We start from the raw sequence: 16,071 nt of genomic DNA, 5'->3' as shown, positions 1-16,071 counted from the left end.
CGCTGCGTTCGCCGTGGAGCGCTCAGCCGATGGCCCCGAGAACCTGATCCGCCGACACCATCTCCGCGACCTCAGCTCGGTAGGAAAGGGTCCCGGTCCGGTGCGCGGTCACCGTGGTCTCCATCTTCATGGCGTCGAGCACCGCGACGGGTTCGCCCTCCGTGACCTCGGCGCCGTCGTCGACGAGCCACCGCACGAGAGTGCCGGGAACCGGCGAGCGCAGCTCACTCGGATCGGTCGTGGGTGCTGCGGCCGCAGGGTCGACGGGACGACCGAGGCCCGACAACAATCCGGCGGGGATCCCGAGCATCACACGTCGACCGTCGATCTCGACCGGGAAGCGCTGCAGCACGTCTTCCGGCACCGCTGCAGGTCGCGACTGAGTCTCGAGCTTCGGCAGCAGCGCCTTCTCGATCCACTGGGTGTGCACCGCGAAGGTCGCCGTGGCGAACGCCTGCTCGTCGAGCGCCATCACGTCGAACGGGATGACGGTGGCCGGTCCATCGACCGTGAGCTCCCGCAGCGCCCGCCGCGCGCGCACGATGGCGGCATCGCGGGAGTCGGCGTGCACGATCAGCTTGGCGATCATCGAGTCGAAGGCCGGCTGCACGACGTCGCCCTCTTCGATGCCGCTGTCCCAGCGCACGCCAGGGCCGCCGGGGATCCGCAGCCTCTCGACACGACCGGGGCTCGGCAGGAATCCGCGCCCGGGGTCTTCGGCATTGATGCGGAACTCGAACGCGTGCCCGGCCGGCGTGGGCGTCTCGACGAACGATGGGCCTTCCCCGAACGCGATGCGGAACTGCTCGCGCACCAGATCGACGCCGGTGACCTCTTCAGTGACCGGATGCTCCACTTGGAGCCGGGTGTTCACCTCGAGGAACGAGATGGTGCCGTCGGCGGCGAGCAGGAACTCCACGGTGCCCGCCCCGCGGTACTGCACCTCACCGCAGATCGAGCGCGCTGCATCGTGGAACCGCGCACGCTGCTCGACGGAGAGCCCGGGAGCAGGCGCCTCCTCGATCAGCTTCTGATTGCGGCGCTGCATCGAGCAGTCGCGGTCGCCGACCACCACGACACCGCCGAGTCCGTCGCCGAGCACCTGCACCTCGATGTGGCGCGGGCTCTCGAGGAAGCGCTCCACGAAGCACTCTCCTCGGCCGAAAGCCGCGACCGCCTCGCGAGTGGCCGCGTCGAAGGCCCCCGCGACCTCGGAAAGCTCACGCACCACCTTGAGCCCGCGTCCGCCGCCGCCGAACGCGGCCTTGATCGCGATCGGGAGGCCATGTTCCTCGGCGAACGCCACCGCCTCCGCGGGCCCTGCCAGAGGCTCGTCGGTGCCGGCGGCGAGCGGTGCGCCGACCTGCTGGGCGATCCGGCGGGCCGTCATCTTGTCGCCGAGCGCGTCGATGCTCTCGGGGGTCGGTCCGATCCAGACCAGCCCCGCATCCTCCACGGCACGGGCGAAGCCCGCGCTCTCCGACAGGAATCCGTATCCGGGGTGCACGGCAGTCGCCCCTGACTGCCGCGCGGCCGCGAGCAGCGCGTCGACGGACAGGTACGTCCCGGCCGCCGTGGAGCCGCCCAGCCCCACGGCCTCGTCGGCCAGGCGCACGTGCAGGGCATCGGCATCCTGATCCGCATAGACCGCGACCGAGGTGTATCCGGCTTCAGCGCAGGCACGGATCACACGAACCGCGATCTCTCCGCGATTCGCGATCAGCACCTTCTGCGTGGGTGACGCCGTGGTCATGAGGGCTCCTTGACGGTGAGACGAAGACGCACTCCCGGAGCCAGCTGACCCGCGAGGTCGAGGCTGCGATCCGTGAGTGCACCGATGATGGGGTATCCCCCGGTGAGCGGATGGTCGGGGAGGAACAGGACCGGCTGTCCGTCGGGCGGCACTTGGATCGCACCGGTGACGGCACCCTCGCTCGCGAGTTCGCCCACGCGCGCACGTTCCAGAGGCACCTCACCGTGCAGGCGGATGCCGACGCGATCGGACCGTGGCGTGACCGTCCACTCCTGGTCGGTGAGGGTGGCGAGTGCCGACGCCGTGAACCAGTCGTCGCGCGGACCGAGCGTGATCTCGAGCTCGATGAGTTCGCCGGGGGCCGGCAGATCGCGCGGAAGGGCATCGGGCTCGACGGGATGCACGCCGGCATCGCCGACCCGGATGACGGCACCGGCTCCGAGCCTTTCCGGGCCGAGACCGGCGAGCGTGTCCGCCGCGCGACTTCCCAGCGCCGGCGCCGCGTCCAGGCCCCCACGGACGGCGACGACGTAGCGCAGTCCGCGTTCGGGGTGCCCGAGAGTGAGGTGATCGCCGTCGACCGTGGCGAAGGGTTCACCGTGTGCGACAGAGCGCTCGCGCCCCTCGGCGTCCTGCAGAGTGAGAGCACCGAGAGCACCGGTGACCGCCGCGACACCGGCACCCCGGAACCGCAGGACCGTTCCCCCGACGCTCTCAAGCACCGCGGCATCGGTCGCGTTGCCCACAGCCCGGTTGGCATCGCGCATCGCCCGACGGTCGGCCACCCCCGATGCCGAGACCCCGAGCGCCGCATAGCCGGGGCGACCGGCATCCTGCACCAGCAGCTGCAGCGAAGGACGGACCACCTCGACCGCGGCATCAGTGCCGAAACCCAGACCGTCCGCAGCCGACGCCGCGTGTTGCGCCGCGACGCGCCCAGGCCGCGCCGGGTCATCTCCGTTTCGGCCTGGATGACCATCTGGCAGCCGAGCGGTTTCCCGCACGGGCTCGAAGCGCACCGTCGCGCCGGGCGCCAGCAGCGCAGGCGGCGTGCGGTCGATGTCCCACATCACGGCATCCGTGCGACCGATCAGCTGCCATCCACCCGGGCTCTCGCGGGGGTACACCCCGGTGAACTGTCCGGCGAGCGCGACCGAGCCGGCGGGCACGCGCGTACGCGGCGACGATCGGCGCGGCACGTCGAACAGCGGATCGCTGCTCACCACGTATCCGAAGCCGGGGGCGAACCCGGAGAACGCGACCCGCCAATCGGCAGCGAGATGCCTGTTGACGAGCTCTTCCGCCGACACGCCCAGCAGCGACGCCGCCTCGTCGAGGTCTTCACCGTCGTACCGCACGGGGATGACGGCATCGCCGGTCGCCGGGAGGTGCGCCGCATCGACCTCCGTCGCCTCCAGCACGGTGCTCAGATCATCCGCGGAGATGCGGACGGGGTCGAAACGCACCAGGACGGTCCTGGCGCCGGGGATGCGCTCGAGGACTCCGGGCAGTCCGTCCCAGGCGAGGTTCAGGCGCATCGCCTCGTCGAGGTCGGCCGCCTCGACGAGCAGGGCGTGATCGGATGCGGTGAGGATGCGCATCAGACGAGATACTCCGCATCGGGAACATCGGTGATGAACATGTAGCCCGGAGCGTGCGTGATGGCGAACGGCGGCTTCGAGGCCATGATCGCCGCCTGCGGAGTGACACCGCACGCCCAGAACACCGGGACCTCGCCGTCGCGCACCTCGGGGGCGTCACCGAAGTCCGGATGCGCCAGGTCGTCGATGCCGAGCGAGGCCGGGTCGCCGATGTGGACGGGAGCACCGTGCACAGCGGGAGTCCGCCCGGAGATCTGCACCGCGTCCGCCACCCGGGACGCGGGGATGGGGCGCATCGACACGACCATCTCGCCGCGCAGTCGTCCCGCGGGAGCGCACGCCGCATCGGTGCGGTACATCGGCACGTTGCGTCCGAGCTCCTGATGCCGGATCGGGATGCCGGCCTGCACGAGCCCGGATTCGAAGGTGAAGCTGCATCCGATGAGGAAGGCGACCAGATCAGGGTGCTCGGCCCAGGCCGCTCTCGCGTCGCCGACCTCCTCCGCCAACTCGCCGTCGCGCCAGACGCGATACCGGCCGATGTCGGTGCGGATGTCGCTGCCGGGCGCGAGCCGAGACTCCACCTGACCCTGCTCGATGACCTCCAGCACGGGGCACGGCTTCGGGTTGCGCTGGGCGAACAGCAGCGTCTCGAAAGCCCAGTCGGCCGGCACCGCGATCAGGTTCGCCTGCGTCAGCCCGACCGCGACGCCACTGGTCGGCTCGGCATGCCCGGCACGGATGGCGGCCCGAGCTCTGCGAGCATCGGCGAGCTGAGCGGCGGAGGCGAGGACGGACACGTCAGGCTCCCGCGAACGGGGCGATCGTGATGCCCGCATCCTGCAGCATCCGTCTGGTCTCCGCCGCCATCGCCACCGAGCCGGGACTGTCGCCGTGCACGCAGATCGACTGCGCGACCACGGGTACATCGGTGCCGTCGATCGCGCGGATCACGCCGTCGGCGGCGAGGCGCACCATGCGCTCGGCGACTTCGGCGGGGTCGTGCAGCACGGCCCCCTCCTCGGCGCGGGAGACGAGCTGGCCGTCCGGCTGATAGGCGCGATCGGCGAAGGCCTCGGCCGCGACCTCGAGTCCTGCACGCTGGGCGACATCGAGCACGACACCACCGGAGAGCCCCAGCAGCACGAGCTTCGGGTCGATCGCCCTGATGGCCGCGACGACATCCTTCGACTGCCGTTCGTCACGCGCGATCGTGTTGTACAGCGCGCCGTGAGGCTTGACGTACGACACCCTGCCGCCGACCGCCGAGGCCAGACCCATGAGCGCACCGAGCTGGTACTCGACGTGCGCCTGCAGTGCGGCCGGGTCGATGTCGACCTTCGTCCGTCCGAAGTTCTCGTAGTCACGGTAGCCGGGGTGCGCACCGATCACGACGCCGCCCTGCACCGCGGCCGCGAGCGTCTCTCGGATGCCCTCCGGGCTCCCGGCGTGGAAGCCGCACGACACGTTCGCGCTCGTGACCAGCCGCAGCATGCTCTCGTCGTCGCTGACGATCCGCTCGGCGACGTTCTCGCCGAGGTCCGAGTTCAGGTCGATCGACGTCATGCGATCACGCTCCGATTCCGAGGAAGGCGAAGATGGGACCGATCGACACGATCCCCATGTACCAGGTGAGCAGCGTCACGAGCGTACCGGCGACGAGCAGCCACATCGGGTACTTCTTCGAGCCGAGCAGATCGCGCCGGAACCAGCCGATGTACATGAATACCGTGAGTCCGATCGGCAGGATCAGGCCGTTGAAGCCGCCGACGAAGACGAGGATCGCAGCCGGGGCCGTGCCGATCGACAGGTACACCGCCAGAGACACGACGATGAACGCGACGGTCGCGAGCTGCAGCGGCCATCCGCCCTTGAGCTTCTTCGTGAACGTGGAGAGGAAGGTCGCAGAGGTGTACGCGGCGCCGATGACCGAGCTGATCGCCGCGGCCCAGAAGATCGCACCGAAGATGCGCAGGCCTGCGTCGCCGAGCACCGCACCGAACGCCTGACCGGCCGGGTTCGCACCCTGCCCGGAGAGGTCGAGGGTGACGCCGGAGGCCACGACGCCGAGGATCGCGAGGAACAGCACGTAGCGCATGATGCCCGTCACGAGGATGCCGTTGGTCGCCGCGCGCATCACGGGGCCGGCGTGCTCCGGACCCGTGTGACCCGAGTCGAGGTAGCGGTGGGCGCCGGAGTAGGTGATGTATCCGCCGACGGTTCCGCCGACGATCGTGGTGATGGTGGCGAAGTTGAGCTCATCGGGCACGAAGGTCTGACGCAGCGCCTCGCCGATCGGCGGCTGCGCGATCACGGCCACGACCACAGTCATGACGATCATGCCGATGCCGAGCACCACGAGCACGACGTCCATCACGGGGCCGGCCTTCTTCACGAGGAAGATGATGATCGCGAGGACTGCGGTGATGATCCCGCCGAGCTTCGCGTCGATGCCGAGCAGCGCGTTCAGGCCGAGACCTCCACCGGCGATGTTCCCGATGTTGAAGGCCAGCCCGCCGATCACGACGAGCACCGCGATCAGATGCCCGGAGAACGGGATGGCGCTGTTGGCGAGTTCACCCGCGCGCTTTCCGGAAGAGGTGATCATGCGCCAGATGTTCAGCTGCACCGCGATGTCGACGAGGATCGAGACGAGGATCGCGAACGCGAACGCCGCGCCCATCGTCGCCGTGAACGTGGCGGTCTGCGTGATGAAGCCGGGACCGATGGCACTGGTGGCCATGAGGAAGATCGCGCCGATGACGGCGCTGCGCCCGGCGCGCTTCTTCGCGGAGGAGAGGCGGGCTTCGTCTTCCGGCGAGAGGGAGGCAGTGGTCTGCTCAGACATGGAGGGGGATTCCCATCGTCGTTGGTGGGTGTCGGGTGACCCCCAGTGTAGAACGGATAGAACCCGATTGTTCAACAATCATGTTACGGCCGCGCTACAGAACGGTTGCCGTCGTGTGATTTCCGGCACCCGATCGGCGACGACTCCCGTGAACCGACGCCTACGATGAAGGCATGAACCAGCAGGGTCCGCTCGCCGACGTGCTCCGTCAGCGCATCATCGACGGCGACTTCGCGCCGGGGTCCCGCCTTTCGGAGTCTGCCCTCGCCGAGCAGTTCGACGTCTCGCGCAACACCCTTCGCGAAGCGTTCCGCGTCCTCGCGGAGCAGGGCCTCGTCGAGCACATCCCGCACCGTGGAGTCTCGGTGGCCTCCCCCACCATCGCCGACGTGATCGACATCTACCGCGCCCGCCGCGTGATCGAATGCACGGCCCTGCGCCAGTCGGAGCCGGAGCACCCCGCCGTGCAGCTCATGCACGACGCCCTCGCCGAGGCCGAGGAGCAGCTGCCGCACGAGGACTGGCGGCGCATCGGCAGCGCCAACATGGCCTTCCATGATGCGATCGTCGCCCTCGCCGACAGCGCGCGCCTGGCCCGCACCTACCGCGACGTCGCCGCCGAACTGCGGCTCGTCTTCCTCGAGATCGACGAGCCGCGGTCCCTGCATGAGCCGTTCGTCCGTCGGAACCGTGCGGTGCTCACAGCCCTCCTCGAGAGGGGTCCCGAGGCGGCCGCGGAAGAGCTGGAGCGATACCTCACGGCATCCGAACGGAGCGTGCTCGGCGCCTTCGCCCGCATGGGTCATGCCTGACCCCTGACCTCTCGCGGCTCCTGGCAGCACCTTCGACCAGAACAGTGTTCGGTATTTCTGACCTGAGTGCATAAATCTGTGAACGTGCCGGGAAATGCCTTGCCATCCCGTGAAAGCGGTGCTTACCGTGAGCGGACTTCGGACGGATCGGGACGCAGAGCTGCTCCCCTGTCCACCCGGAGGCCGCGTACCGAGGGGGTGCGCGGAATCGTTCAGATCGAAAAGGACTACTACTTTGCGACTCACGAGAAAACTTGCGTTCGCCGCTACCGCGGCTGCTGCGCTCTGCCTCGGCACGGTCATCCCCGCTGCCGCCAACTCCACGCCCGACGCCGACGACATCCCCACCTTCCAGGAGTTCGAGGCGTCGACCTATCGAGACGTCGACGGCGCCTACGTCGTCAACGGAGACGAGGTGATCTCCAACCAGGGCGAGCTGCGATCGTTCTACGAGCAGCTCCTCGGCGCCGACCCCGTGACCAACGGCCTGATCGTGAACACGGTCAACAACATCGACGACAAGTGGTCGAACACCCAGGTGGGCAACCTCACGTACTGCGTCAGCACCGCTTTCGGTGCTCGTCACGCCGACGTGGTCAACGCGATGGAGAGCGGCGCCGCGCTGTGGGAGGCCGCGTCGTCGAAGGTGAACTTCATCTACGACAGCAGCGCCGACGCCAACTGCACGACGCGTAACAACGCCGTCCTGTTCTCGGTCGAGCCGGTGCAGACGACGCAGTACATCGCCAGGGCGTTCTTCCCGAGCACGGCACCGCGTCTGCAGAACGTGCTCATCGACGACTCGATCTGGACCCCCGGGTCATCCTGGACCCCGACGAACGTCCTCGGACATGAGCTCGGCCACGTTCTCGGCTTCCGCCACGAGCACACCCGCCCGGAGGCCGGCACCTGCTTCGAGGACAACAACTGGCGTCCGCTGACGCCGTACGACTCCTCGTCGATCATGCACTACCCGCAGTGCAACGGCTCCTCTGACGACCTGTCCATGACGAGCGTCGACACCGCCGGCGTCGTCTCCCTCTACGGCAACTGACACGCTCCGCACCGCCGGAGACAGCGGGGCCCGGTCGTTCTCGACCGGGCCCCGCTGGCTGCCGCGGCATCAGAGGCGCGGGTTCGGCACAGCTTCATCCGGACGCAGAGCCGCTGTCGCCCGCGGCCGCGGTTCGCCGTCGCGGAGCGGAGCCGGGGGCGCGATGGGAGCGGTGGGCTCCGGCAGTCCGTATCGACGTAACATCCACCGTCGCGCCTCTTCGAGCGGATATGTCTCGCCGAAGACGGCGGACTTCACGAAGACGCCCTCGATGGTGCTGCGCAGCATGACCTCTTCCAGCGCCGGGTCCTCAGCCCCGCGCGCGCGGAACAGGTCGCGGACCGCGTCCTCCGCCGCGGTGGCGCCCGCCTCGTGCCGCGCCTCCGACTCCGCGAAGAGCCGATGCGTGGCCGGCTGCTGCTGCATCGCGAGCACGGCCCGCTGCAGGGGTATGGCATACGCCGTCGCGGTGAGGGCGCCGTCGATCACCGCGGCGAGCATCTCATCCGGCGTGCCTTCGACACGGGCGAACCCGAGCACGGTCTCGAACCACCGGTCGATCACGGCGGCGACGAGCTGCTCCTTGCCGCCGAAGTGATAGTTCACGAGGCCCTGCGCGACGCCGGCCCGCTTCGTGATCTCGGCGATGCTCGCCCCCGCGACGCCTCGCTCGCTGAACGCCTCGATCGCCGCCTGCAGGATGTTCTCCCTGGCGCGCTCCCTGGCCACCCGGTTCTGCTCGTCGGAGCGTGCCATCGGCATCCACCTCCTGAGTCCCGCCGGCCTGTCTTTCCGAATCGCCCCCCGCCGTATAGATTACTCACTGAATGTTTGTTCAATCTATGAACAGGCGCGGATTCACCCCCTCCCAGGAGCCTCAATGCACTCTTTCGCGAGCGTCGACTTCAACAGCATCACCTCGATCTTCGAGTGGCTCGTCGGTCAGTGGTGGGCCTGGGCGATCGTCGGCGTCATCGCGCTGTTCTTCCTCGTGACCTGGATCCTCCCCGACGCGAAGGTCAAGGCGTCGCCGGAGTATTCCACCACTGGCGCGGAGGCCGACGAGATCGCGCTCGGCTTCCTGCAGATCGTCAACCTCCCCTCCGGGCACTGGAACGATCCGACGGCCTCGCTCCTCGGCGACCGCGAGAAGAAGGTGCTCGTCGACCAGTGGGGTGTGCACACGCGCGAGGAGTGGCTGGCCAACATCGAGCGCCTCAGCACCGTGCGTCGACGCCGCGAGGTGTGGGTGCTCTACCTCGCCGTGCGCACCGAACTCGCTCAGCGTCTGGGCCGCGCCCCGAAGGCGAAGGAATGGCTCGCCGCGATCGTGCAGGAGGGCGGGGACAAGCGCGACGCCCGCACCTTCGTCACCTCGATCGAGTACGCGGAGGCACAGGTGCGCAAGCGCGTCGGCAAGGACATCGTCACGCCCGACCTGTTCGTGAAGACCCTCGACGGCTACGGGATCGGGCAGGCCGTGGCGATGGCCACGTGGGGCGTCGCGCTCGGGCACGCCGATGTCGACGAAGCGCGGGCGATCATCCACCGCATCAACGTCGACGGCCGCCCGGCCTTCGAGTCGTGGGCCGACTTCGGGCTGAGCTACATCGTGGGTCGCGTCATGCACTGGTCGGACGGCAACGTCGACGAGAAGTCGTTCGAGAAGTTCGGAGACGGCTGGTCCGACTTCAAGGCCGCTGCGACGGAGAAGCGCAACGGGCCGTGGGCGACGCTGTCATGGAGCCTGTAGCCGTCGACCTGGAACCGCTGCGACGAAGCGCCGGCCTCCGCGACATCCTGACCTACGAGCGCATCTGCGGGATCCCGCCGCACCGCCGATTCCTCGTGATCCTGGTGGCTGTGCTGCTGTTCGCCGTCGCGATGCTGACAGGGCTGTGGTTCCTCGGGCGCGGCGACATCCTCACGGTCGCGCCGATCCTCGGGATCTTCGTCATCGGGTACACGGTGCTCGCCGCCGTCGGCTTCCTCTGGTGGGCGGTGGGCCTGAGTCGTCGGGTGAAGATCGCCGCATTCGCGTGGCAGAACGGCTGGGCGTACGCCGACCTGCTCGAGCGCACCCGCCGCCCCGGCGCGGCTTTCACCAGAGTCGTGCACGGTCGCGAACGAGCGGTCATCGCCTGCGATGACGCGCGGATGCCGTTCGAGCTGGGCATGCACCATTCGGTCTCGCGTGGGCAGGAGCGCGCGACGATCCAGCGCCCGTTCGCCTTCATCGAGCTGCCGCTGCCCGCATCCGTCCCGCACATCGTGCTGGCGAACCGGAAGCACAGCATCGTCCCCACGCTCGGGCTCGGACGCGGAGCAGCCCGCATGGAGTTGGAGGGGGATTTCGCGAAGACGTTCCGTCTCATCGTTCCCGAGGGGTATCAGCAGGACGCCCTGTACATCTTCACCCCCGACCTGATGGCCCGGGTGCTCGACCTCGGTTCCGGTGCCGAGATCGAGCTCGTCTCCGATCGCCTGTACGTCTACCTGCCGTCGCGCACACGGTTCGATCGGGCTGAGACCATGGCGGCCGCCGTCACCCTGGCCGAGGAGTTCCACCGGCGCTTCACCGCACGCACCGAGCTGTATCGCGACGACGACGCCGGGGGCCTCGCCGCCAGGGCCGGCGTCTCGATCGGCCTCCGCGGTCAGCGGCTGGGAGGTCGCGGGATCTCCGTCTTCGCCGTGGCAGGCACCGCCGCGGTGCTGCTGCTCTCGGCCGGCATCACCGCCATCTCCCTGTTCGGCGGTGATCTGCTCAGTTCGCTCGTCGACTGAGCCCTCAGACGCACGGCTGTGGGCCTGGCCCGGAGGGGGCGCCAGGGCCGCAGCCGTGTCCTTCCCCTCGTTGACGGCCGCGCGACGCTCAGGCGGAGCCGCGGACGACCAGCTCGGTCGGAAGGATCGTCGTGGTCGGCGGATTCTCGCCCGCGAGACGTGACAGCAGCACCCGCGCCATGGCCTCACCCTGCGCGTACATCGGCTGGCGCATCGTGGTGAGCGGCGGGTCTGTCGTGACGGCGACCGAAGAGTCGTCGAAGCCGACCAGCGCGATGTCCTCCGGCACCCGCAGTCCGGCCGAGCGCAGGGCTGTCAGCGCACCGCGGGCCATCAGGTCGCTCGCGACGAAGATCGCATCAGGTCGGCCCCCGTCGAGCAAGCGCCTCGCGGCCTCTGCCCCGCTGCTCTCGCTGTAGTCGCCCTCTTCCTCCGCGTACGGGGTGAGCCCCGCACCGGTGAGAGCGGCCCGGAAGCCCTGTACGCGATCCTCGGAGGCGACCATCGTGAGCGGACCCGAGATCGTGGCGATGCGCGTGCGACCGATGTCGATCAATCGCTGGGTGGCATTCCTCGCCCCCGCGACGTTGTCGACATCGACGACGTAGTCGCCTTCGTTTCGACGCACAGGGCGTCCGCCGAACACGACGGGCACCGCATCCGCTATCCGATCGACGAACGCATCGCTCGTGTGGTGCGACACGATGAGCGCGCCGTCGACTCCGCCGTTGCGCACGAAGCTGGTCATCTTGTCGCCGGGGTCATCGCTCGCGATCAGCAGGTTGAGCAGGTAGTCCGAGCCGCCCAGCGCCCCGGTGATGCCCGCGACGATCGCAGCGAAGAACGGGTCCCCGAAGAAGCGCGTGGTGTCCTCCGGAACGATCAGCGCGATGGCGTGCGTCTGACGCGACGCGAGTGAGCGTGCCGCACGGTTGGGCACGTAGTTGAGCTCGTCGATGGCTGCGCGCACGGCGGCGAGCGCCTCGGGACTCACGGCCGTCGAGCCGTTCACGACCCGCGACACGGTGGACCGGGAGACACCGGCAGCCGACGCCACCTCTTCGATGGTCGCTCGGGGCGACATCAACGCACGTCCTCTTCCATCGCCCTATTCTCACCGGTCACGCGGCCATCTCGCTTCGAATCGCGCAAATGGTCGCATCTCGACCGCGGATCGAACCATTCACGCGATTCGAGGGGCGGGCTGGAGCTCGTCGACGTCGACGAGCCAACCGATCCGTTGACGTCGCCGCTCCTCGACCGGCGAATCCTCGGCGTCAGCGGGTCGGGTCGACGGCCCGTGATACTCGACGGCCGCGACCGGTAGTCCGCCGACGGAAGACAGGCGGGTCGTGCCGGGCACCCGTTCGATGCTGGACCCTTGCCGCGAGAATCTCGCCCCCGCGGACACGCCATTCGGAAGCTGCAGCCTACCGGCGGTCCGGGCCCGGGCGAATGGGTCCACGAAGTGCTCGAACCTGCGCTCGACCACCTCCCGACTGACCTCATGCACCGCGATGACTCTGCCGCGAACCCGATCCGCGTGCTCCTCTTCGTGATGCGACTCCAGCGCATCGACGGTGCCAGCCAGTTCCGCCCCCAGCTCGTCGACCAGACCCTCCGGATCACGCGACCGGATCCCGAAGTCGACCTCGCCGCCGATCTCGAACGGGTCTCCGCAGCACGCCCACTCCCACGGCGTGAGCCACACACGCGTCATGCCGTCAGACTATCCCCGGCGCCCGGCTCAGAGCGCGCGAGCGGCGATGATGCGGGTGTACTCGTGGGCGGAGTCCTTGAGGGTGCGCTCCTGGGTGTCATAGTCGACGCGCACGATGCCGAAGCGCTTGTCGTAGCCCCAGGCCCACTCGAAGTTGTCGAAAAGCGACCAGTAGAAGTAGCCGCGCACGTCGACACCCGCCTCCGCCGCGTCGAGCACGGCACCCAGGTGCAGCCGGAGGAACTCGGCACGGTCGGTATCGTGCACGCGTGGCTCGCCGTCTTCGACCACCACGACGTCGTCGTAGGCCGCGCCGTTCTCGGTCATGTAGAGCACCGTTCCCGCGGGCTCGGCGTACTCCGTCCAGACCCGCTGCAGCACACGGGTGAGCCCCTCGGGCTGCACCTCCCAGTTCTGCGCCGTGCGGGGCAGACCTCGCTCGACCGCGTGGATGCCCTCACTCGACGGATACGGGCTGCGGCGCACGCGCTCGGTGTCGGGCTCGGCCGAGACGGGTTCCTCGGTCGGTGCCGTGCCCGAGACGAAGTCGCCGTGGTAGTAGTTCACGCCCTGGGTATCGATGGGCTGCGCGATCGTATCGAGGTCGCCGTCGTGCACAGCCGCTTCGAACGTCGCGACGGCTTCAACGTCCACCGCACGGATGTCCTCGACGATGTCGGCCGGATAGCTGCCGCGGTAGATCGGGTCGAGGAACCAGCGGTTGAACTGTCCGTCCACGCGGCGGGCGGCGTCGACGTCGGCCGGGTTCTGCGGGTCGGCAGGATCGGCGACCGTGTGGTTGAGCGTGATGCCGAGATTGAGCGAGGCATCGCGCCCCCGCAGCTCCTGTACCGTCTTGCCGTGTGCGAGCAGCAGGTGGTGCGCGGCGAGCAGCCCCTCCGCGATGCTGGTGTGCCCCGGCGCGTGCTCACCCGCCGTGTAGGAGAGGAACGATGAGCACCACGGCTCGTTCAGCGTGGTCCAGACGTTCACCCGGTCGCCGAGCGCATCGTGCATGGTCCCCGCGTACTCCAGGAAGCGGTCGACGGTGTCGCGGTTCGTCCATCCTCCGACCTCCTGCAGCGCCTGCGGCATGTCCCAGTGGTACAGCGTCAGCCAGGGCAGGATGTCGGCGGCGAGCAGTTCGTCGACCAGGCGCTCGTAGAAGTCGACGCCCGTGGCGTTCACCGCTCCGCCGTCAGGACGCACCCGGGACCACGAGGTGGAGAACCGGTAGGTCTGCAGGCCGAGCCGCTTCATGAGCGCGACATCCTGCGGGTACCGATGGTAGTGATCGCACGCGACGTCGCCGTTCTCCGCTCCGATCACGGCGCCCGGCTCACGCGAGAACGCATCCCAGATCGATGCGGTGCGCCCGTCCTCGAACGCCGCCCCTTCGATCTGGTACGCGGCCGTGGCTGCGCCGAAGAGGAAGTTCTCGGGGAAGGAGCGGGTCATAGGGGTCATCCTTTCACCGCGCCAGCCATGATGCCACTGACCAGCTGCCGACCCGCGACCACGAAGAGCACGAGCAGCGGAAGGGTCGCGAGCACCGCTCCGGCGAGCACGATCGAGTAGTCGATGTAATACCCCGACTGCAGCTGGCTGAGCGCCGTCTGCAGGGTCGGGTTCTGGGGGGAGAGCACGATCAGCGGCCACAGGTAGTCGGTCCACGCTGTCATGAAGGTGAAGAGGCCGAGGATCGCCATGGCGGGCCGGGCCGCGGGGAGCCCGACGGTCAGGAACGTGCGGAACTGGTTCGCGCCGTCCATGCGCGCAGCCTCGATCAGCTCGTCGGGGATCACGTCCACCAGGTACTGGCGCATGAAGAAGACACCGAATGCCGTGACGAGAGTCGGCACGATGACGGCGCCGATCGATCCGGTCCAGCCCAGCTCGCGCATCAGCATGAACAGCGGGATGATGCCCAGCTGCGTCGGGATGGCCATCGTCGCGATCACGAAGACCATGAGTCCGTCGCGCCCCTTGAAGCGCAGTTTGGCGAACGCGTATCCGGCGAGCGTCGAGAACGTGACCACCGAGACGGTGATGATGCCCGAGATGAGGAACGAATTGCCCAGCGCCAGCCAGAACGGGATCGCGTCGAACACCTTGGCGGCGTTGGTGAAGAAGTTGCCGCCGGGGATGAGGGGCAGCGTCTCCCCGCGCGTCGCGTTGGTGCCGCTCGCGACCACGACCGACCACCACAGCGGATACACGCTGCCGATGATGAAGGCAGCGAGGAGGCCATAGGTGAGGAAGCCGGGGCGGCTGCCGATGCCGGCCGTGCCTCCGGTGGCGGCACGGCGCCGGCGGATCTTCTCGGGGACGCTCAGCGCCTGCGTGGCGGTCATCGCGCGTTCTCCTCGGTCGTGATGGCGATCGTCGTGCCGGCTGCGGCTGCGGCTGCGGTCGCAGCCGCGCCGGCGGTGCGCGCGCTGCGGCGGGCGGCGCGGCCCTTCGGTGCATCCCCGGTGGAGATGCGTCGGGAGATGAGGAAGTTGATCACGCCGATGAGCACGATCAGCAGGAACAGCAGGATCGCGACCGCCGACGCTTCACCCAGGTTGCGCCGGAAGAACGCCAGCTCCCACAGGAACAGCACCGTCGTCTGGAACTGGCGGTCGCTGCCGCCGATGCCCCCGGCCGTCGACACGTCGAACAGACGCGGCTCTGCGAAGATCTGCAAGCCGCCGATCGTCGCGGTGATGATCACGAAGATCAGGGTGGGACGGATCGTGGGAATCGTGATGGAGAAGAAGCGGCGAGCGGCACCGGCCCCGTCGAGGGCGGCGGACTCGTACAGGTCGCGCGGCACGGCCTGCATCGCGGCGAGCAGGATGAGGGCGTTGTAGCCCGTCCAGCGGAAGTTCACCATCACGGCGATCGCGATGTGCGACAGGGCGGTGTTGTGCTTCCACTCCTGGTCTGCGATGCCGATGAGGTTGAGCAGGTTGTTCGCCAGGCCGTCGGCCTCGTTGAAGATGCTCGAGAAGATGATGGCGACCGCGACAGGGGTGACCACGAACGGGATGAGCACGCTCATGCGCCAGAACGTCGGGGCGCGCAGCCCGCGGTCGAGGAGGTAGGCGATCACCAGCGCGACCGCGAGCTGGGGGATCGCGGAGAGCAGGAAGATGCTCAGGGTGTTGCCGATCGAGTTCCAGAACATGGCATCGCCGAGGATCTTGGCGATGTTGCCGACGCCGACGAACTCCCCCTCGCCCTTGAGCAGGTCCCACTCGTGCACGGCCACCCAGACCGTGTAGAGCAGCGGGAACAGGCCGACCAGCCCGAACAGCAGGAAGAACGGCGAGATGTAGAAGTACGGCGAGGCGTTCTGGTCGAACCGGGAGAGGCGGTGGCGCCAGGAGCGTCTCGCCGGGGCGTCCGAGGTCGCGGATGCGGTGCGCTGCTGCTGCGCCGGCGGTGCGGTGAGAGTCATGAGGGTCCTTTGCCGGGGCTCCGACAGGCTCAGCCCCCCGATCTGCGGGGT

General features: G+C 68.6%; 15 protein-coding genes. 4 read left to right on the top strand and 11 right to left on the bottom strand.

Going from position 1 to position 16,071, the window contains the following annotated elements:
- Positions 1 to 22 precede the first annotated feature (22 nt).
- From ABRP18_RS02415 to ABRP18_RS02395, 5 genes are read right to left on the bottom strand one after another with little or no spacing between them, the layout of a single operon-like run.
- The gene (locus ABRP18_RS02415) at positions 23 to 1,753 is read right to left on the bottom strand and encodes a biotin carboxylase N-terminal domain-containing protein (RefSeq protein WP_349885459.1); all 1,731 of its coding nucleotides are present in this window, start codon (positions 1,751 to 1,753) and stop codon (positions 23 to 25) included.
- Positions 1,750 to 3,354, bottom strand: coding sequence for an urea amidolyase family protein (locus tag ABRP18_RS02410; RefSeq protein WP_349885458.1), 1,605 nt, complete (start codon positions 3,352 to 3,354; stop codon positions 1,750 to 1,752). The genes ABRP18_RS02415 and ABRP18_RS02410 overlap by 4 nt, the downstream gene beginning before the upstream one ends.
- On the bottom strand, positions 3,354 to 4,154 hold the full coding sequence (locus tag ABRP18_RS02405; RefSeq protein ID WP_046746830.1) for a putative hydro-lyase: 801 nt from the start codon (positions 4,152 to 4,154) through the stop codon (positions 3,354 to 3,356). Before ABRP18_RS02405 ends, ABRP18_RS02410 begins: the two co-directional genes overlap by 1 nt.
- Position 4,155: 1 nt before the next feature.
- Positions 4,156 to 4,920 (bottom strand): 5-oxoprolinase subunit PxpA, encoded by a 765-nt coding sequence (locus ABRP18_RS02400; RefSeq protein ID WP_349885457.1) that lies wholly within the window; start codon positions 4,918 to 4,920, stop codon positions 4,156 to 4,158.
- Between the two features lie 4 nt (positions 4,921 to 4,924).
- Positions 4,925 to 6,202: an NRAMP family divalent metal transporter gene (locus ABRP18_RS02395; RefSeq protein ID WP_046746828.1), complete on the bottom strand. Its 1,278-nt coding sequence runs from the start codon at positions 6,200 to 6,202 to the stop codon at positions 4,925 to 4,927.
- Positions 6,203 to 6,375: 173 nt separating this feature from the next.
- Here ABRP18_RS02395 and ABRP18_RS02390 point away from each other — a divergent pair, with 173 nt between their 5' ends.
- Together ABRP18_RS02390 and ABRP18_RS02385 are read left to right on the top strand one after the other, a co-directional pair.
- Positions 6,376 to 7,014: a GntR family transcriptional regulator gene (locus ABRP18_RS02390; RefSeq protein ID WP_061016961.1), complete on the top strand. Its 639-nt coding sequence runs from the start codon at positions 6,376 to 6,378 to the stop codon at positions 7,012 to 7,014.
- Positions 7,015 to 7,249: 235 nt separating this feature from the next.
- A complete protein-coding gene (locus tag ABRP18_RS02385; RefSeq protein ID WP_193762455.1) occupies positions 7,250 to 8,068 on the top strand; it encodes a matrixin family metalloprotease in 819 nt (272 codons plus the stop codon).
- A 69-nt stretch (positions 8,069 to 8,137) separates the two neighbouring features.
- On the opposite strand, the gene ABRP18_RS02380 is transcribed toward ABRP18_RS02385, so the two are convergent.
- The gene (locus ABRP18_RS02380) at positions 8,138 to 8,824 is read right to left on the bottom strand and encodes a TetR/AcrR family transcriptional regulator (protein ID WP_233437372.1); all 687 of its coding nucleotides are present in this window, start codon (positions 8,822 to 8,824) and stop codon (positions 8,138 to 8,140) included.
- Between the two features lie 124 nt (positions 8,825 to 8,948).
- On the opposite strand from ABRP18_RS02380, the gene ABRP18_RS02375 reads away from it, so the two are divergent.
- Both ABRP18_RS02375 and ABRP18_RS02370 read left to right on the top strand, forming a co-directional pair.
- Positions 8,949 to 9,821 (top strand): DUF1266 domain-containing protein, encoded by an 873-nt coding sequence (locus ABRP18_RS02375; protein ID WP_061016965.1) that lies wholly within the window; start codon positions 8,949 to 8,951, stop codon positions 9,819 to 9,821.
- The gene (locus tag ABRP18_RS02370; RefSeq protein WP_193762453.1) at positions 9,794 to 10,855 is read left to right on the top strand and encodes a hypothetical protein; all 1,062 of its coding nucleotides are present in this window, start codon (positions 9,794 to 9,796) and stop codon (positions 10,853 to 10,855) included. Before ABRP18_RS02375 ends, ABRP18_RS02370 begins: the two co-directional genes overlap by 28 nt.
- 88 nt (positions 10,856 to 10,943) lie before the next feature.
- Here the strand turns inward: ABRP18_RS02370 and ABRP18_RS02365 are convergent, their stop codons facing one another.
- From ABRP18_RS02365 to ABRP18_RS02345, 5 genes are all read right to left on the bottom strand, one after another.
- The gene (locus tag ABRP18_RS02365) at positions 10,944 to 11,939 is read right to left on the bottom strand and encodes a LacI family DNA-binding transcriptional regulator (protein ID WP_058631612.1); all 996 of its coding nucleotides are present in this window, start codon (positions 11,937 to 11,939) and stop codon (positions 10,944 to 10,946) included.
- A gap of 99 nt (positions 11,940 to 12,038) precedes the next feature.
- Positions 12,039 to 12,575: a DUF6578 domain-containing protein gene (locus ABRP18_RS02360; protein WP_113681092.1), complete on the bottom strand. Its 537-nt coding sequence runs from the start codon at positions 12,573 to 12,575 to the stop codon at positions 12,039 to 12,041.
- A gap of 27 nt (positions 12,576 to 12,602) precedes the next feature.
- Positions 12,603 to 14,033, bottom strand: a complete 1,431-nt coding sequence (locus ABRP18_RS02355; protein ID WP_174799799.1) for a GH1 family beta-glucosidase — start codon at positions 14,031 to 14,033, stop codon at positions 12,603 to 12,605.
- A 5-nt stretch (positions 14,034 to 14,038) separates the two neighbouring features.
- Positions 14,039 to 14,929 carry a carbohydrate ABC transporter permease gene (locus ABRP18_RS02350; RefSeq protein WP_046746820.1) on the bottom strand — a complete coding sequence of 297 codons (891 nt, stop codon included), beginning with the start codon at positions 14,927 to 14,929 and terminating at the stop codon, positions 14,039 to 14,041.
- On the bottom strand, positions 14,926 to 16,020 hold the full coding sequence (locus tag ABRP18_RS02345; RefSeq protein WP_349885455.1) for a sugar ABC transporter permease: 1,095 nt from the start codon (positions 16,018 to 16,020) through the stop codon (positions 14,926 to 14,928). The genes ABRP18_RS02350 and ABRP18_RS02345 overlap by 4 nt, the downstream gene beginning before the upstream one ends.
- Positions 16,021 to 16,071 lie beyond the last annotated feature (51 nt).

Source organism: Microbacterium sp. WHRI 7836 (genome assembly GCF_040223885.2).
Lineage (GTDB): Bacteria > Actinomycetota > Actinomycetes > Actinomycetales > Microbacteriaceae > Microbacterium > Microbacterium oxydans.
Note: the sequence above shows the minus strand (reverse complement) of the source record. Positions and strands in the feature narration are given on the sequence as shown.

Bases quoted from the DNA above. Each gene is read 5' to 3' on its own strand.
- ABRP18_RS02345 (WP_349885455.1), bottom strand. From the start codon at position 16,020: ATGACTCTCACCGCACCGCCGGCGCAGCAGCAGCGCACCGCATCCGCG.
- ABRP18_RS02415 (WP_349885459.1), bottom strand. From the start codon at position 1,753: ATGACCACGGCGTCACCCACGCAGAAGGTGCTGATCGCGAATCGCGGA.
- ABRP18_RS02365 (WP_058631612.1), bottom strand. From the start codon at position 11,939: ATGTCGCCCCGAGCGACCATCGAAGAGGTGGCGTCGGCTGCCGGTGTC.
- ABRP18_RS02390 (WP_061016961.1), top strand. From the start codon at position 6,376: ATGAACCAGCAGGGTCCGCTCGCCGACGTGCTCCGTCAGCGCATCATC.
- ABRP18_RS02380 (WP_233437372.1), bottom strand. From the start codon at position 8,824: ATGGCACGCTCCGACGAGCAGAACCGGGTGGCCAGGGAGCGCGCCAGG.
- ABRP18_RS02410 (WP_349885458.1), bottom strand. From the start codon at position 3,354: ATGCGCATCCTCACCGCATCCGATCACGCCCTGCTCGTCGAGGCGGCC.
- ABRP18_RS02375 (WP_061016965.1), top strand. From the start codon at position 8,949: ATGCACTCTTTCGCGAGCGTCGACTTCAACAGCATCACCTCGATCTTC.
- ABRP18_RS02360 (WP_113681092.1), bottom strand. From the start codon at position 12,575: ATGACGCGTGTGTGGCTCACGCCGTGGGAGTGGGCGTGCTGCGGAGAC.
- ABRP18_RS02350 (WP_046746820.1), bottom strand. From the start codon at position 14,929: ATGACCGCCACGCAGGCGCTGAGCGTCCCCGAGAAGATCCGCCGGCGC.
- ABRP18_RS02395 (WP_046746828.1), bottom strand. From the start codon at position 6,202: ATGTCTGAGCAGACCACTGCCTCCCTCTCGCCGGAAGACGAAGCCCGC.
- ABRP18_RS02355 (WP_174799799.1), bottom strand. From the start codon at position 14,033: ATGACCCGCTCCTTCCCCGAGAACTTCCTCTTCGGCGCAGCCACGGCC.
- ABRP18_RS02400 (WP_349885457.1), bottom strand. From the start codon at position 4,920: ATGACGTCGATCGACCTGAACTCGGACCTCGGCGAGAACGTCGCCGAG.